Origin of the sequence: Serratia sp. 2723 (assembly GCF_050434425.1) — a bacterium.
Taxonomy (GTDB): domain Bacteria; phylum Pseudomonadota; class Gammaproteobacteria; order Enterobacterales; family Enterobacteriaceae; genus Chania.
This window is the reverse complement of the sequence record NZ_JBNDIN010000003.1, coordinates 402,575-419,428: the sequence shown is the minus strand read 5'-3', so window position 1 is coordinate 419,428 and position 16,854 is coordinate 402,575. Positions and strand designations below refer to the sequence as shown.

At 57.2% G+C, this 16,854-nt stretch carries 13 protein-coding genes; 5 read left to right on the top strand and 8 right to left on the bottom strand.

The features are described from left to right. Positions 1–381: 381 nt before the first annotated feature. Genes ABIE29_RS06925 through ABIE29_RS06905 form a run of 5 tightly spaced genes read right to left on the bottom strand, consistent with a single transcriptional unit; the run spans position 382 to position 8,347 of the window. Positions 382–2,577, bottom strand: coding sequence for a TonB-dependent siderophore receptor (locus ABIE29_RS06925; RefSeq protein ID WP_429617486.1), 2,196 nt, complete (start codon positions 2,575–2,577; stop codon positions 382–384). Positions 2,578–2,599: 22 nt separating this feature from the next. Then, the gene (locus tag ABIE29_RS06920) at positions 2,600–3,925 is read right to left on the bottom strand and encodes a lysine N(6)-hydroxylase/L-ornithine N(5)-oxygenase family protein (RefSeq protein WP_429617484.1); all 1,326 of its coding nucleotides are present in this window, start codon (positions 3,923–3,925) and stop codon (positions 2,600–2,602) included. Beyond that, on the bottom strand, positions 3,922–5,670 hold the full coding sequence (gene iucC / locus ABIE29_RS06915) for an aerobactin synthase IucC (RefSeq protein ID WP_429617482.1): 1,749 nt from the start codon (positions 5,668–5,670) through the stop codon (positions 3,922–3,924). The genes ABIE29_RS06920 and iucC overlap by 4 nt, the downstream gene beginning before the upstream one ends. After that, positions 5,667–6,617: a GNAT family N-acetyltransferase gene (locus ABIE29_RS06910; RefSeq protein WP_429617481.1), complete on the bottom strand. Its 951-nt coding sequence runs from the start codon at positions 6,615–6,617 to the stop codon at positions 5,667–5,669. Before ABIE29_RS06910 ends, iucC begins: the two co-directional genes overlap by 4 nt. Beyond that, positions 6,614–8,347 carry an IucA/IucC family protein gene (locus tag ABIE29_RS06905; protein WP_429617480.1) on the bottom strand — a complete coding sequence of 578 codons (1,734 nt, stop codon included), beginning with the start codon at positions 8,345–8,347 and terminating at the stop codon, positions 6,614–6,616. The genes ABIE29_RS06910 and ABIE29_RS06905 overlap by 4 nt, the downstream gene beginning before the upstream one ends. Positions 8,348–8,513: 166 nt before the next feature. On the opposite strand from ABIE29_RS06905, the gene ABIE29_RS06900 reads away from it, so the two are divergent. Further along, positions 8,514–9,707, top strand: coding sequence for an MFS transporter (locus tag ABIE29_RS06900; protein ID WP_429617479.1), 1,194 nt, complete (start codon positions 8,514–8,516; stop codon positions 9,705–9,707). Position 9,708: 1 nt separating this feature from the next. After that, on the top strand, positions 9,709–10,587 hold the full coding sequence (locus ABIE29_RS06895) for a siderophore-interacting protein (RefSeq protein WP_429617477.1): 879 nt from the start codon (positions 9,709–9,711) through the stop codon (positions 10,585–10,587). A gap of 191 nt (positions 10,588–10,778) precedes the next feature. Here the strand turns inward: ABIE29_RS06895 and ABIE29_RS06890 are convergent, their stop codons facing one another. Continuing rightward, positions 10,779–10,958, bottom strand: a complete 180-nt coding sequence (locus ABIE29_RS06890) for a hypothetical protein (RefSeq protein ID WP_429617476.1) — start codon at positions 10,956–10,958, stop codon at positions 10,779–10,781. Between the two features lie 177 nt (positions 10,959–11,135). On the opposite strand from ABIE29_RS06890, the gene ABIE29_RS06885 reads away from it, so the two are divergent. The 3 genes from ABIE29_RS06885 (at position 11,136) to hpxK (ending at position 14,693) form a co-directional block, all read left to right on the top strand. Beyond that, complete coding sequence (locus ABIE29_RS06885) at positions 11,136–11,975, top strand: MurR/RpiR family transcriptional regulator (RefSeq protein ID WP_429617474.1); 840 nt, start codon at positions 11,136–11,138, stop codon at positions 11,973–11,975. Positions 11,976–12,165: 190 nt separating this feature from the next. Further along, positions 12,166–13,407 carry a pyridoxal-phosphate-dependent aminotransferase family protein gene (locus ABIE29_RS06880; protein ID WP_429617472.1) on the top strand — a complete coding sequence of 414 codons (1,242 nt, stop codon included), beginning with the start codon at positions 12,166–12,168 and terminating at the stop codon, positions 13,405–13,407. Beyond that, positions 13,407–14,693, top strand: a complete 1,287-nt coding sequence (gene hpxK, locus ABIE29_RS06875) for an allantoate amidohydrolase (protein WP_429617555.1) — start codon at positions 13,407–13,409, stop codon at positions 14,691–14,693. The genes ABIE29_RS06880 and hpxK overlap by 1 nt, the downstream gene beginning before the upstream one ends. A 162-nt stretch (positions 14,694–14,855) precedes the next feature. Here hpxK and ABIE29_RS06870 read toward each other — a convergent pair whose 3' ends face one another. Together ABIE29_RS06870 and ABIE29_RS06865 are read right to left on the bottom strand one after the other, a co-directional pair. Next, positions 14,856–15,629, bottom strand: coding sequence for an amidohydrolase (locus ABIE29_RS06870; protein ID WP_429617470.1), 774 nt, complete (start codon positions 15,627–15,629; stop codon positions 14,856–14,858). Then, a complete protein-coding gene (locus tag ABIE29_RS06865) occupies positions 15,617–16,774 on the bottom strand; it encodes a pyridoxal phosphate-dependent aminotransferase (protein ID WP_429617468.1) in 1,158 nt (385 codons plus the stop codon). Before ABIE29_RS06865 ends, ABIE29_RS06870 begins: the two co-directional genes overlap by 13 nt. Positions 16,775–16,854: the final 80 nt, after the last annotated feature.

Genomic DNA, 16,854 nt, shown 5'->3' with positions numbered 1-16,854 from the left:
TGTTTTTTGATTTTTATCTGCATTTTTTGGTATTAAATGCTATTACTACAGATAGTCTAATGCATAAGCACAATGTGCTGTTTTTGGGTGCCATTCGACTTTTGGTTTTGTTTTTTCTTTTAAATGTTGCAGTGTGAAATTAAGGTTAAAATAATTTGTGACCTAGTGTTGTTCCTATTGGGAATATTCTTGGTTGTTATGTCTTGTATTCTATTTTTTTTCCCAAAAAGCTAAGAAAAATCGTGTTGACATCAGGTGGGATAGATGTTCTATACATATGTTTTGTTTTGTTTATGCTTTTAGTATGAGCGGGGTATAATTTCTGCGTGGATGGGAAGTAGGCCGAATAGAGGAATTCGGCCTGGTGATATCGCAGACGTATCAGAACAGTACGGAGTAGTTCAAACCAAAGGTACGGCCACGGCCTTTATAGCTGTACAACTCCGGCGCGCCGTAGGTTGGGCTATACAGGATCGGCGCGCGTTGGCCCCAAACGGTGGTATAGTCTTTGTCCAGCAGGTTTTCGACGCTGAAGCTGACCTTGCCCACCGGCAGCGCATAGCTGCTGAGGACGTCAATGGTGTTATAACCGTCGAGCTTGCGGCCCTGGCTGTCGGAAACGTCAAAGGTTTGCTGCGACTGCACGCGTACCGTCCAATCACCCGGAGCCCAGTTGACGTAGGCGGTAGCTTTCGACGGGCTGGCGGTATCGACGGTCAACTTCTCCCACTTGCCATCGGTTTTGGTTTCCGACTTGATCAGGTTGAAGGTGGCACCGGTGCTCCATTCACTGTCATCGAAGAAGTAATCCACCGCGCCTTCCATGCCGTAAATCCGACGTTTATCAGCGTTCATGCTGATGGTCATATCGCTCTTGTTGATGGTGATGGTCTTGTCTGACAGGGAATAGTAGGCCGCAACCTGGGTGCGTAGATTGTCGCCGTTGTAGCGCCAACCCAGCTCGTAGGAGTCAACCTTGATACCGTCCAGCTTGGAGTCATTGACGTTGACGCTTTTTTGCAGCTGATAGTGGCCGTTCACCAGCTTATAGGTGCCGGAGCCGTAATACTTGGCCAGATCCGGGATCTCAAACCCTTGTGAGAAGTTGAACCAGGTCTGTTGGCGTTCTGTCAGATGAGCCAGCAAACCGGCGTTGAACAGCGCGTTGTTGTAGTCGGTTTTGCCGCCCGGCACGGCATCGGCAGAGGTTGCCAGACCGTTGGCGATCCCTTGTTGCTGTGCATAGCCAACGAAATCATCCACCTTGTTCTCGGTGTACTGGTAGCGCACGCCGCCGCTCAGGGTAAACATCGGATCGATGTCGTAGCTGGCCTGCATGAACGGTGCCAGATTGGTGGTGGTATAGCTCGGGTAGCGGCCGACGTTGTAGGCATTTTGCAGCGTCATCCCGCCAGACTGCTGGGCCAGAGCCAGATTGAAGAACTGCTGGTTGGCGTTGAAGCTTTCATGATCGGCATCGAAGCCGTAGGTCAGCGTCAGGCTATCGATCGGTTTGCTGTTCAGGGTCAGTTTGCCGCCGTAGAAATCGGTTTTCTGTTGCGAAGCGCCGATGCTGGTCACCTTGCCGCCGCTCAGGGTAGGGAACGGATAGAAGGTCAGTGACTCATCACGATAATACACCTGCGCCACCAGATCCTGGCCCCAGAAATCGGTGTTGGAGTATTGCAGGTTGATCAGATGGCGTTCAGTACCTGGAATACGATCCGAATCCAGGTTACCGCTGTTGTAGGACTGCCCGCTGCCGGTCACCGCCGAGAAGTTTTGCCCAAGATACAGGCCGTGCTTACCGTCTGACTCGCTGTTGAAATATTGCGTGGTCAGTTGCAATTGCTGGTGATCGTCGATATTGATGGTGCCAGTGCCCATCAGGTCGATACGATCGGAATATTGCAGGCCGGTTTGGGTATTGTCGATCAGCACCTCGTCGCCTTTGCCGTCATACCAGCCGCCGTAACGCTGATAGGAAACCGACAGGCGGCCGGAAGCCTTATCGGTGCCGCCGCTGACCGCCGCCGACACGTTTTCATCGTGATCGCTGCTGCTGTTAAAGCCGGTTTTACCGCCAAGCTGCAGCTCAACCTGTTTTTCTTCCTGGCCCTTCTTGGTCACGATGTTGACCAGGCCACCGGTGCTGCCGCCGCCATACAGCGAGGTAGCACCGGAAATCACTTCAATATGGGCGATATTGAACGGATCGATTGAATCGAGCTGGCGACTGTCGCTGCGCGATGAGTTCAGGCGCACGCCGTCGATCATCACCATCATCGAGCGGCCACGCAGGTTCATGCCGTAGTTGGTGCGGCCTTGGCTGCTGACGTCCATGCCCGGGATCAGCTGCGACAGCACATCCTTGATCTCTTTACCGCCCTGCACCTGTTGCTCAATTTCCTGGCCTTCGATCACCCAGGTGGTCTGAGCCATCTCCGCCACGCTGCGGTGAGCGCGGCTGGCGGAAACCACCAGTTGGTCATCATTTTTTTGTTCTTCTGCCCAGGCCGTTGGTGCGAGCATTGCCAACAGGCAAGGGTTCAGTACCCAGAGGTGTCTGCGTTTCATTGTTGTTCAAACGTTTCCATGGTTAGTTAAAGTTAAAGATGGCGTCGTGTGCAGCTTGGGCGGTTACCGCTGCCTGCTGGCTACGCCATTGGATCACCGCCGGGGTGGACGTTAAGTCGAACTGGTCGCGCCCTAATGCCCGGTTGAGAATTCGGGCCGAACGCCAGGCCATCAGGCTGAGCTGGGGTTCGGCAATGCCATGACTGTGCATGCCGGCGTTGACGGCAAACAGACAGTTTTCGCTCGGACCCTGCCATTCCAGGGTGAAATCCGGGGTGATGCGATACTCATCGTTCGCCGTGGTCAGCAGGCGATTGGCCAGCGGCGCAAGAAACGCCGGGCGGTCTTGCTGATAGCCGGTGGCGAAGATCACCACGTCGCAGTCGAAGGTTTCCTTGCCCTGATCGAGATGGTGATGGGTGACCAGCTGATAGCCATTGCCGGATGCGTGCATCGCGGCCAATGAACGGCTAGGCAGCAGATGGGCCCAAGGCTTTTCCCGTAACACTTCAAAGCGGTGATACATCGCCTGGTAAATCGCCAGCAGCGATCCGCTGGTGATGCCGTCCGACGTCATTTTCTGCTCGGTCAGCATGCGCTGCTTGGCGCTGTCGCTCAGGGTGTAGAAGCTTTCTACGTATTCCGGCGTGAAGTACTCATTGGCGAAGGCGGCTTCATCCAGTGCGTTGTAATTGTTACGGCGCGAGATCCAGTTCAACTGCTTGGGCTGGCCCCACTCGGCGCGGAAAATATTCAAAAACAGATCGGCACCGCTTTGGCCGCCGCCGATCACGGTGACGCGTTTGCCGGTAAGGTCCGGGTTACGCAGGCTCATTTCGCTGGCATGGAAGCAGCGATCGTTCTGCTCACTGACGCAGTCCGGCAGTTTGGGCCGTTTGCCGATGCCCAGGCAGATATGGCGAGCACGGTAGACATCGCGTTGGGTGGTGACAACAAATTGGCGCTGCTGGTCGTCAAAATCCACGCTGCGAATGTCTTGGCTGAACTCGAGCGTCTCCAGCCCGTTAGCCGCCCAGTCAAGATAGTCGGCGAACTCTTCGCGGGAGACCGTGCGCTGTTCGGTGGTCAGGAAGCGGTAAAACTTCTTCCTTTTCACCAGGTAGTTGAGAAAGCTGTACGGGTTGGTCGGTGAAACCGCGCTGACCAGATCCTTGAGGAAACTGGTTTGCATATGGCAGTCCGGCACCATCATGCCGGGGTGCCAGGAGAAGTGCGGTTTACGTTCGAAGAACTTGCTGTTAAAGCCGCTAACCTCACTGCCGAGTGCGGCAATGCTCAGATTGAATGGGCCGACGCCGATGCCGATGAAATCCAGAGGCTGATTCATTGGGCAAACTCCTTGGAGACCAAATAAAGAGGGTTATCCAGATCTTGCAGATAGTTCGGCAACATGCGGCTGCCGCCATCCTGCTCTGAATAGGTGAGTTTCACCGGGTTGAGTACCACGCGAATAATCTGTGGTTTGAAAAGGTCGAACAGGGCAAAACGTTCGGCCAACTGCGGATGCTGCGCCATATAGCGCTCCAGCACCTGTGCCAGCACTTGATAGAAATGCGATTCGCTGATGCCGCAGCCGTTCATCAGTGGCGAAATGAAGCGCAGCACGGTGACGAAATGGCCGGTTTGCAGGTCATGGATCAGATACTCGGCAGGCAGGCGCACCGTCACGTCTTTCACCACCTGCGGCAGTGAAGCGGCCTGTGGGAAGTCCTGATCCACCAGGCGCATATCGCCCTGGAAATCTTTTAGCAGCACCCGTTGCGGCACATGGTCTTTCATCACCAGCGTGATGTTCTGGCCGTGGGCGATCAGTGCCACCCCGTAGCAGCACATCAGGTGGTACATCGGCAGCACCACCGCCTGGAACATCTGCACCAGCCATGCCTCTGCGCTCAGGCCGGAACGGGCGATGTAGGCAGCGATCAGCGGCTCACCCTGATTGTCGGTTTCCATCAGCGTTGCCATCAGGATTGCCTGCTCGCCCGGTTGCAGATAACAGGACGGGTTTTCACGCCAGATCACCCCAAGCATTTCCTGATAACGATAAGGGGCCTTGGGCAGCGCGCCATAGGTTGGGTGGGCCAGATAGCCCGCCGCAGGCTCACCCAGAATTTGGGCACCGCAGCCCTGCAAGGTGCTGTCGCTGGCGAAAATCTGCTGTAACCAGCGTGAAGCTGCTGGCCCGGCACTGATGTACTTGCCCGGAATGCCGCGATAGCAGGAGGTGTTGTAAATGGTCAGCGGCAGCTTGATATCGAACGGTACCCGGCGGCTGGTATTGGTCAAGGTGCGCAGGGACTGCTGAGCCAGATAGCGATCGCCGAACTCGCCCAGTTCGACCAGTTCACCGCTGGCCAACTGTGGCAGGAAATGCAGCGCGATTTTTTGCTGCCATTGCCATGGGTGCAACGGCACCGGCAGCCAGTCGTTGTTCAACTTCAGTTCGTGCCAACGGCGGTCGAAGCGCTGGCGTTCTCCGCCGTCCATCGCGCTGTTGAGCAGGTTTTCCAGCGGGAAGTCCTCGTCAATGCACCAGACAAAGCTGCTGCGTTTGGCAGCCACCCAGTGCAGTTGGAACTGGCCCTGATATTCTGGCGCATACTGTTGCAGCGCCGTCAGCCCCCAGCCACGACGCCCCTTGTTGAAGACGAACTTCGGGTGACCTGCCAGCAGGCATTGCAGCGCGTCGGCATCCAGCGCAATCAGATCGTTAGCGCTCATCCCGTGGCGAGCGGTAAGTAACTGCATGTCACCGCGTAGCGTGGCGTACAGATCTTCCAGATGTTCGGCGATCTGCGCATCATCCATCTTCAGCACCTGCGCCAGTTGCCGCAGCGTTTGATCGGCGGCCAGCGGCAGGCGATCGCAGCTCAGGCTGTTGGTGTCGATGTGCAACCAACCCCAGATCCCGCGTTTGGCGCTGAAGCGGTAGGTCGTATCACCTAGCGCAATCTGCCATTGCCCGTCGTGCTCCTCGGCCTGCAAAGTACGCTCATACTCCAGTTCCGCCAGGATCTTGGCGATCATCTGCAGGTTAACGCGTTGCCAATCGGCGTAATCGTGGCGGCTCATACCTGTCCCTCGCGGAAGAAGTCATCACGTTGGTTCACGATCAGTCGTGAACGCTTATGGGGGAAATCAAACTCTTTCAGCGTGTGGTAGCCAGCGGTGGGCAGATGGCGGAACAGCCGCTGATTGTCTGCGCGTGGCTCGGCCACGACGCGAGTGGTGCGGGGTTCATCCAGGTATAAATAGTGGGTCAGGCCACGTAGCCAACTGCGGATGTACTGCGCGCCACGCCAGTCTTCTTCACCGACCAGCATGTGCAGGCCGCGATCGAACGGTTGCCAGCGATAGTGGCGGCCAATGCGATCTTCGGGGGCCCAGTAAACTTCGAAATAGCCAAAGGGCTGATCGTCAAAGCAGCCCAGCAGCGGGTAGCAATAGCTGGAATCAAGCTGGCGCTGTAAATAGGCGGCTTGCACCTCAAGCGGGCCGCTCATTTCCCAGAAGGCGTCAACGCGGGGGGAGTTCATCCAACGGGTGAACTGTTCGGCGTCACGCTCGACTTCAGGCAAACGGAAACTCAAGCTACGTTTGATTTGCGGATCGTAGCGGCGATACACCTCGCCGCTGGGCCGGGCAGGGCGCTGCGGAAACCATAGCTCGCGCTCGACATCGTATTGCATCTGACCGCCAGCGGTGTGGCGCTCGGCGAGCAGCCATAGCGGTAATTGGTAGAAGGTTTCGCGGGCCAGATAATCACCGCTGGCCTGGGCGAACAGTACCAGAGCCTGTGGCTCCTCGCGCCATTCGGCATAGGGCAGGGCAATACCACTTAACTGTGGAGCCGCGATCAGCAACTGATCCAACGCCTGGATCAACCAACCTGCCGGTAGTGAGCCTGGATAATGCAATGCGGCGCTGCCGTCCAATCCCAGGCTGAGGGACAGGTTTTTTCCCAGTAGTTCGCAGCGGAATCCGTTGGTGGCGTGAACAATCTTGGCGACGGGCATCATTGAGCGGCCTCCATACGCAGCGGATTGGTGAAGTCAAAGTAGATCACCGCCGGATCGACAATGGTGTTCTCATTGTGATCGTGCAGATAGCAGAAGAAGTTGCCCTTGCAGTTCCAATGTGGGCTGTCGAGCACATAGTCCAGGCAGCGGGTATTTTTCGCCGTGTTACGCAGCGTGGCTAGCGCATCCCGCACTCGTCTCATCAGGCTCTCTTCGCTGTCGAACCCTGCTGCCGCCATCGCGGCGGTTACGGCCAACGTAGAATTCACCAGCAGATAGTAAGGGAAGTAGCGCAACAGCTGCTGCTCGCTAAAGCGGTTCTCCGCCTCGGCTTCGCCGATTTCATCCAACCAAGGCGTGGCATCGCGGGTAAAGCCGCTGCCCTGGCAATCGCGGTACAGCATGCCCACCGGCAAGTCCTGCTGCATTTCTACCAGAATGTTTTGTTGATGGGCCAACAACACCAGGCCGTAGTCGGCTTCGGCGCTGAACAGCGGTAGCAGTACCTGCTGGCAGTAAGCGTCCAGCCAGCAATGGGCGGCTTGTTGCAACGGCAAGTTCAGGCGGGCAGCCAGGCGACGCACTGCCGCGGCTAACAGGCTATCGCCACCGTCTGGCGCGGCCTGCGTCAAGGTGACCAACACGTTGGTTTGGCTCTGCGGCTGGCCGAACAGCAGGTTATCGCGTAGCGCCATCAGGCTTTCTTCCTGGATCACGCCGTCAGTACAACGTAGCCCGGCCCAGCCACCTTCCTGCATCACGCGCATCGTTGGATAACGCGCTTGCAGTTCTTGCCAGCGGGAGGTCTGTGCCAGTCGTGCCAGACGCATGCCGCGCTTCACTTCTTTTACCGACAGGGTACGCACTGAGTTGGTTAGCCGTACGCTGAGGGAAAACTTGATCATGTCACGGCTGCCCGCGTGGTACAGAGAGCGTGAAGAGCTGGTTGGCAGCCAACGCTCTCCGGCCTCACCCAGATCGCGCAGCTTGTGCTGTTCGACCAGCTCGCGGCACCAGCTCTGTGCCAGCAGATAATCGGCCTGCCACGGATGCATCGGCAGCAGCCAGACGTCATCGGTAAAATGGCCCAGCAACTGTGGCGCGCTTTCTGCGGCGAAGCGTTGCAGGCGCTGCCGTAACGTCAGATCCAGGCTGTCGCCACACAGGTTGCGTTTATCAACCGCAAACCAGCGCAAGGGGAAGCTGCCAGCAAAATCTGGCAGGTAGCGTTGTGCCTGCCGGTGATCGAAGGGCTCGTGGGATTTCGGTGCCGGGTGGAAAGCGTGGCCAGCTAACAGACCCTGTTCCGCCTGGGCAAAACTCAGTGGCCGATCGCGTAGCTTTGGCCAGTCCAGCCGGATGGCGATCGCCTGTTGGGTGTTGTCATGACTTTCCAGCACTCGCTGGCGAAAGCGTGCTAAAACCTCCTCACTCAGTTGGCCTTTTACCGCCGGTTTGGCCAGCAACAGCGTAACCAACTGCTCAAAGCTCAGCACCTCACCGCTGCCATTCAGGCGGGCCGGGAACTGATATTGATGATGTTGGGTTGGCGAAGTATGGCGTAATGGAATGCGAATAAACTGGCTATCTGAAAGTGGCAGATGTAACTGCGGCGGTTGTTGGCTGTTGGTTGCCGGCACGATGTGCCAGTCCCGGGTTTCACGCATTAGCGCGTTGAGGAAACATTGCGCAGCCACATCGGTTGCTGCGCTTGCTAACTGGATGGTCATGACCCTGGTCACTCTGGAGCGATTGAGAATGATTCTTATATCAATAGTTCTTATTATTATCAATCGCTGCATGATACAATTTTTTGATTAATTACACATAAAAACATCATATTCTTAACGGTTATTTTACTTAATGCGCTTATTTTCGGGTTCAAAAATCGTTGTAATGGGTAATGATTCTCCTTCAAACTGGCCGCTGGCGTTTTGTGCCGGGCTATTGGGCATTGGGCAAAATGGTTTGCTGGTCGCATTACCCGTGTTGGTCAGCCTGACCCAGCTCTCGCTGTCGGTGTGGGCCGGATTACTGACGCTGGGATCGATGCTGTTTCTGGTCGGTTCTCCCTGGTGGGGGCGACAGGCAGAAATTCGCGGCTGTAAATACGTGGTGGTTATGGCCCTGGCGGGTTACCTGCTCAGCTTTGCGTTATTGGCCTTGGCCGTATGGGGGCTGGCTGCGGGCTGGCTGCCTGAAATGGCTGGGTTGGGTGGATTGATTGTGGCGCGCATTATCTATGGTCTGACCGTATCGGGCATGGTGCCTGCCAGCCAGACCTGGGCGCTGCAACGCGCTGGGTATGAACAACGCATGGCGGCGTTAGCCACCATCAGTTCCGGCCTGAGCTGTGGCCGGTTGCTTGGCCCGCTGTGTGCGGCCCTGGCGTTGTCTTTGCATCCGATGGCTCCGCTGTGGCTGATGGCGATTGCGCCGCTGATCGCGTTACTGGTGATCTGTCGCCAGCATAACGACCCGCCGCTGCCTGCGGTGGCGCATCAGCAAAACCGCCTGCGGCTGACGATGATGCCCTATCTGCTGTGCGCGTTGCTGCTGGCGGGCTGCGTCAGCCTGATGCAGTTGGGCTTGGCTCCGCATTTGCAGCAACTGTTCAGCCATTCGGCGACGACCGTCAGTCACCATGTGGCGGTATTGCTCAGCGTGGCGGCGGGTTGCACGCTGTTGGCCCAGTTTCTGGTGGTGCGGCCGCAGCGGCTTACGCCGCCGCAGCTACTGATGTTTGCCGCTTTGTTGATGATCGCTGGCTTGGGGCTGATGTGTACCGCTCCGCTGGCGCTGTTTTATCTTGGCTGTGCGCTGGCTTCGTTTGGGGCCGCGATGGCGACGCCGGGCTATCAGCTGATGCTGAACGACAAATTATCTACCGGCAAAGGGGCGGGAGCGATCGCCACCAGCCATACGCTGGGTTATGGCGCGAGCGCGCTAATGGTGCCGGTGGTGAGCAAATTTTACGGTGAGTCGCAGTTGGTGGCGGCGGCACTGGTAGCCGCCGTCCTGCTGGGCGGCATTAGCAGCTGGCTATGGTGCCAGCATCGAATGGCAGACATTACGCGGGAGAGTCAGTGATATGTCCGCAAGCTATCGCATCTTTGATCTTACCTTGAAGCACAAGGAAAACGTTTCCCCCTCGCTGCTGCGCTGTGTGTTTACCGGCCCAGAGGTACAACGCATGAAGCTGGAAGCCCCGGACCAACGGATCAAGCTGTTGTTCCCGGTAGCGGAAGGGCAGGGCCAGCCGTTGGAGAATAGCGAAGATTGGTATCGTAACTACATGGCGATACCGAAAGAGCAGCGGCCCGTGATGCGTACCTACACGTTGCGGGCGCTGCGCGCTGCTGAGAATGAAATGGACGTGGAGTTTGTGCTCCACGGCGTCAATGGTCCGGCCTCTGCCTGGGCAACGCATGCCGTTGCGGGGGATAAACTCCAGGCCGTGGCACCGAATGCTGATTTTGCTGAGGACAGCGGCGGCTATGAGTGGGCTCCTCCGGCGCAAACCCGGCAGGCGTTGCTGATCGCCGATGAAACGGCACTGCCGGCGGCGATGGGGATCCTCGAACAGTTGGCGCAACAGGCTAACCCGCCGCGTGTGCAGGCTTTCTTCGAAGTGCCGGTAGCGGGGGACTGCCTCGATATGACGCAATTCCCGTTTGCCGAGGTTTACTGGTTGCCACGGGATGTCGGGCATCAGCAACTGCATGGCACGCTGCTGGTGGAGGCGGTGCGTCAGCGGGTTAACATCCCGGCCTCGGCACGGGCTGAAGCGCAGTCTCTGGCAGAAAACAGCCTGGGTGGGGATTTGCTGTGGGAGCGTGCCGAAGGGGCCAAGACCTTTTATGCCTGGGTAGCGGCAGAGTCTTCAGTGGTGAAAACGCTGCGCCATTACCTGATTGGTGAACGCGATCTGGACCGTTCCACGGTGAACTTTATGGCGTACTGGTGTTAAGTTTCTGAGCCTACTAAATTGCTGTGTCTAATAGCGCTACAGGTGGAAGTCATGCAGATCACCGACACGCCGTGAACCCGTCCCTGGGGGCTCGAATCGCGCATCCATGCGCTCAACGGTCGGTTAACCTGCATGACTTCCACCTGCTTCAGGCTTAATGTGTTGCGGTATAAACACCGTTATCTTATAGCCTATGCCATCAGCGGGATCTCGGTGTCCTCACCATTCGCCAATTTAGCCAGCCAGTGATCAGCTTCTTCCATTGTCAGAAAGTTACCTTCGGTTTGGTAGGTTTCCCATGCTTGTAACAGATCCAAATGCAAGCGTTGTCTGGGGTCATCATCAACTTTGATCGAGGTTATCGTCGCCATAAGTCGTCCTAAGTCGTGAGAGGCAAATTCATTCCCTACAATAAATCGCTTTAACGGTTGTTGTCTGGTTTGTGAGCAACACGCAATCGCGCCATTGTCATCCCGATTTCAACTCTGGCGGCCGCTTTGGCTGCTGTGCTATGTTCCGCTGAAACAAAAGTTACAGCGGGAGTAGCGATGAAACAGATTGATGAACGCCTGCGCAGCGAATACCCGCAATTGGCCCCTCAAGAGCAGCGGGTGGCCGACTTTATCTTCGATCACTTTGACGATCTGATTAGCTATAACAGCACCGAGTTGGCACGCCTGAGCGGTGTCTCCAAGGCCACGGTCAGCCGTCTGTTCAAGCGCCTGGGCTATGCCAGCTATCGCGCAATGCGTGACGAGCTGCGCACCTTACGCCAAAGCGGTATGCCACTGACCGACAGCCGTGACGCGGTGCAGGGGAACACCTTACTGGCCCGTCATTACCAGCAGGAAATGGCCAATCTGACGCACTGGGTGCAGCAGATTGATGCGGCACAGTTTGGCGCGGTGATCGCGGCCATGGGGAAATCCCGGCGGCTGGTGTTGTTGGGGATGCGCAACAGCTATCCCGTCGCGATGCATTTGCGCCAGCAACTGATGCAGGTGCGTGAGCAGGTTTTGTTGATACCGCAGCCGGGCCAGACCTTGGCCGAAGATCTGGTGGATCTGGGGCCACAGGACATGGTGGTGGTAGTCGCATTTCGCCGGCGTCCACGCTTGGCGCGAGAGGTATTGCAACAGTTGCAGATCAAACAGGTACCAACGTTATTGATCTGCGAACCGCAGGCCCAGGCGTTGATCCCGTTGGCTAGCTGGCATTTGATGACGCCGCTCGATAGCGTCTCGGCGTTTGACAGCTACTCCAGCGCAATGAGCCTGGCGAGCCTGCTGAGCAATGCGTTGCTGCATGACAGGTTGTCGCAAGGGCGGCAGCGTATTCATCAGGTTGCCAATTTGTTCAGCGATCTGGAGGAGTTGGAGCAGCGCTGAAGCGTTGGTTTTCACGTGGCTAAACGGGCGCTGTATGCTGCGTCCGTTGATTCATTAGTTGCAGATAAATATTTTAAGAATCTTTTGTTTCATCCTTTCTCGCTTGGCGATAATCTAGCAATAACAAAAACCGGCTGGTCGCAGACGTAGCAATCTCCGGGCTAAGTTATTAAGTTGACAAGGAATGAACATGCTAGCTATCAACCAATTCGATCAAATCAATCCTCCGTACCGCCTACTGATGGGCCCAGGGCCGATCAATGCCGATCCGCGCGTGCTGCGTGCCATGTCCAGCCAGTTGATTGGCCAATACGATCCGGCTATGACCGGCTATATGAATCAGGTGATGGAGCTGTATCGCGGCCTGTTTCGCACGCAGAACCGCTGGACGATGCTGATAGACGGGACTTCCCGTGCCGGTATCGAGGCGATGCTGGTCTCTGCCATCCGCCCTGGCGATAAAGTGCTGGTGCCGGTATTTGGCCGTTTTGGCCATCTGTTATGTGAAATCGCCCGCCGTTGCCGTGCCGAAGTGCACACCATCGAAGCGCCTTGGGGTGAGGTGTTCAGTGCCGATCGGATCGAGGATGCGATCAAGAAAGTACGGCCACGCCTATTGCTGACGGTGCAAGGGGATACCTCCACTACCATGCTGCAACCGTTGGCGGAACTGGGTGATATCTGCCGCCGCCACGGCGTCCTGTTTTATACCGATGCTACCGCCTCGTTCGCTGGTAACGAGTTGGAAACCGATGCCTGGGGTTTGGATGCGGTATCCGCAGGGCTGCAAAAATGCCTCGGTGGTCCTTCTGGCAGTTCTCCAATCACCCTTAGCCCGCAGTTTGAAGAGATCGTGCGCCGCCGTAAGTGCGTTGAAGAGGGGATCCGTACCGTCGATCACACAGACGGTGACGACGAGATGATCTACTCCAACTATTTCGATCTCGGCATGATCATGGATTACTGGGGGCCGGAGCGCTTGAACCACCATACGGAAGCCACCAGCATGCTGTTTGCCGCGCGTGAATGCGCCCGGGTGATCCTGGATGAAGGGCTGGATAACGCGATTGCCCGCCATAAATTGAATGGCGCGGCGATGTTGGCCGGGATCCAGGGAATGGGGCTGGAGGTCTTTGGCGATATCGCCAACAAGATGAACAACGTGCTGGGCGTGGTGATCCCGCAGGGCATCCATGGCGAGCAGGTACGCCAGATGATGCTCAATGACTTCGCCATCGAAATCGGCACCTCGTTTGGCCCGTTGCAGGGCAAGATCTGGCGGATTGGCACCATGGGGTATAACGCGCGGAAAGACTGTGTGCTGCAAACTCTGGCCGCGCTGGAAGCGGTACTCAACCGTCTCGGTTTTGTTAGCCCGCATGGGGAAGCTATGCAGGCAGCATGGAACATTTACGACGCCGGGCAGAATTGATGGCAATGCTGCTGACCCCTCTGGAAGTGGAACGAGCCGCAGCCAGAGTGATGGCTCGCTGTGACGAACTGGCGGCAATCAGCAGCACGCCAGGCCAACTGACGCGGGTTTATCTCTCGGCAGAACATCTGCGTGCCAACCGGCTGGTCGGGAACTGGATGCGTGAGCTGGGGATGGCGGTCTGGCAAGACGGCGTGGGCAATATCTGTGGGCGTTACGAAGGGCAGCAACCGGCTGCACCGGCGCTGCTGCTAGGCTCTCATCTGGATACGGTGCGCAATGCGGGGCGCTACGATGGCATGCTGGGGGTTTTGACCGCGCTCGAAGTTGTCGCCTTGTTGCATAGCCGTAACCGGCGTTTGCCACAGGCGATCGAGGTGATCGGTTTTGCCGACGAGGAGGGCACCCGTTTTGGCATTACCTTGCTCGGCAGTAAAGGGATCACCGGTCAGTGGGCAGAGGATTGGCTGGCATGTACCGATGCTGAGGGCATCAGCGTGGCCGAGGCTATGCGTGAGGTGGGCCTTGATCCTGCGGCTGTGGGTTCTGCCAAGCGTGCACAAGACTCGATCTGCGCCTATCTCGAACTGCATATTGAGCAAGGGCCTTGTCTTGAGGCCGCCGGTCAGGCTCTGGGAGTGGTCACGGCGATTAACGGTGCGCGCCGCCTCAACTGTACCTTTACCGGGCACGCTGGCCATGCAGGGACCGTGCCGATGGGGCAGCGCCGGGATGCGCTGGCTGCCGCTGCCGAATGGATGGTGGCGGTTGAACGACTCACTGTGGAGTGTGATCCGAATCTGATCGCCACGGTCGGTCAGATCGAAAGCTTACCGGGGGCTGTTAATGTGATCCCTGGGCAGGTCAGGTTATCCCTTGACGTGCGTGGCCCGCAGGATGAGCCGCTAGACGCGTTATTGGCCGAATTACTGGCACAGGCGCAGAACATTGGCGCGCGTCGTGGAGTCGGCTTCGACAGCGAGGAGTTCTACCGCATACCGGCCACCGCTTGTGATCCTCAGTGGCAGCAGCGCTGGCATGACGCGGTAGTGCAGGTACAAGGGAGCAGCCCGATGTTGCCTAGCGGTGCGGGGCATGATGCCATTGCTGTCGCCGCCCGTTGGCCGGTGGGGATGCTGTTTGTGCGTTGCGCGGGCGGTATCAGCCATCATCCCAATGAGGCCGTAGCAGCGGGCGACGTAGCGCTAGCGATCCAGGCTTACTGCCTGGCAGTGGGTATAACAGACCCCTCACCCCAGCCCTCTCCCAAAGGGAGAGGGAGCTGATAGCCCCTGCTCTTTTGGAAGTAAAGAGGTGTTCTAAGCAAACTTGCTCGCCCCTTCAACCAAGGTGAGTCAACAGGTGCCCATGAAGGATCACGACACTTTCAACAGAATTCGTTCGGTCCCCTCTCCCTGTGGGAGAGGGTTAGGGTGAGGGGCATTGACTCAATCGTGCAGTTGGAAGCCATCCGCATCACGCCAGGCTGGGAACGCGGCGCGGTAGGTTTGCAGCGTTTCCAGCGAAAGCTCGGCATCCAGCCTCGCCGCCTGGCCCTGCTCTGCGCTGGCCAAACGTTCCCCTTGCGGGCTGATAATCAGGCTGTCACCGCTGTAATTCAGGCCATTACCGTCCTCGCCCACGCGGTTGCAACCCGCCACGTAAATCTGGTTTTCAATCGCCCGTGCTGCCAGCAGCGTTTGCCAGTGCATGCTGCGCGCCGCCGGCCAGTTGGCCACGTACAGGGCCAGATCGTAATCTTGCTGATAGCGTGACCATACCGGGAAGCGCAGGTCATAGCAGATCTGCGGCAGGATACGCCAGCCGCGCCATTCGAAAATGATGCGCTGTTTCCCTGCCTGATAGTGTTGGTGTTCACCAGCCATGCGGAACAGATGGCGTTTATCATAGCCATGCACCTTGCCGCCTGGCTCCACCAGCAGGAAACGGTTAACTGCCCCTTCGGCAGTTTTCAACGCTACGCTGCCACCCACCAAGGCGTTGGTTTTCACCGCCCAAGTGTGTAACCAGTCGATCACCTGTTGTTCAGGCAATGCGCTTTCCCCGGCATCCATAGCAAAGCCGGTAGTAAACATTTCCGGCAGTACAATCAGATCGCGGCCGGTTATTGAGGGCAGCAAGGCATCGAAATGGCGCAGGTTGGCCTCACCTTGACGCCAGACCAGCGATTGCTGCAAGAGGGTAATTTTTAGAGTCGACATAGGCGCTCCGCAGCGGCATCCAGCGTGGCATCTTGCTTCGCGAAGCACAGCCGGATCAGTTTATGGGGGAAAGGATCGGCACAGAAGACAGATAGCGGGATCGCCGCCACGCCTGCGTGCTCGGTCAGCCAATGGCAGAAGGCGACGTCATCCAGATCGGAAATGGCGCTGTAATCGGCCAGTAAGAAGTAAGTGCCTTCGCAGGGCAGGATTTCCAGCCTGCTGTTAGCTAACGCCTGCACAAAGCGATCGCGCTTGGCACGGTAGAACGCGGGTAGCTGCTGCCAGTGTTCCGGCTCGTTGCGCAGCATATCGGCCAAGGCTAACTGGGCAGGGGTGTTGACCGAGAACGTCAGATACTGGTGAACCTTGCGCACCTCGGCACTTAACGCTGCCGGGGCCACGCAATAACCCACTTTCCAGCCGGTCATATGGAAGGTTTTGCCAAACGAGGAAACGGCTATCGCCCACTGACGCAGTTGCGGATGGGCTAGCACGCTGGCGTGTCCCCCTTTGGCAAAGCAGATATGCTCGTAAACCTCATCGCTCAGAATATAGATTTCCCGATCGGCGATGGCAGCCCATAGCTGCTGCATATCCTCTGCCGACCAGGCCGTGGCGGAGGGATTCTGCGGAGTATTAAGGATCACCAGCCGTGTGTGCGGTGAAAGCTGATCGGCGAACCGTTGCCAATCTACCTTGAAGGCTGGCGGCTGTAGGGCAATGCGTTTCAGAACGCCGCCGGAAAGCTGTACCGCCGGGGCATAGCTATCGTAGCTTGGGTCGAAGCAAATCACTTCATCGCCGGAGCGTACCAGGGCGCTTATTGCAGCGAACAACGCTTCGGTTGCACCCGCAGTGACGGTCACTTCACTATTGGCATCGGGTTGCCAGCCGTAGAGCTGAGCGGTTTTTTCCGCAATGGCCTCACGCAGCGTCGCTGCGCCAGTCATCGGTGCGTATTGGTTTGCCCCCTGGCTGACGTGCCAGCTCAGGCGCTGTTTTAAATACTCCGGGCCATCAAAATCCGGGAAGCCTTGCGACAGGTTGATCGCCTGATGCTGCTGCGCCAGAGCGCTCATCTGGGTAAAGATGGTGGTGCCGAGGTCAGGTAACTTGCTGGCTGGGACAGGTGCGGTGCTCATATCAGGCTATTTCTCCTGGCGCTTATGTTGCGAACAATATAACACGGTGTTAATATTTGGCAATCAAGACGTATAGACGT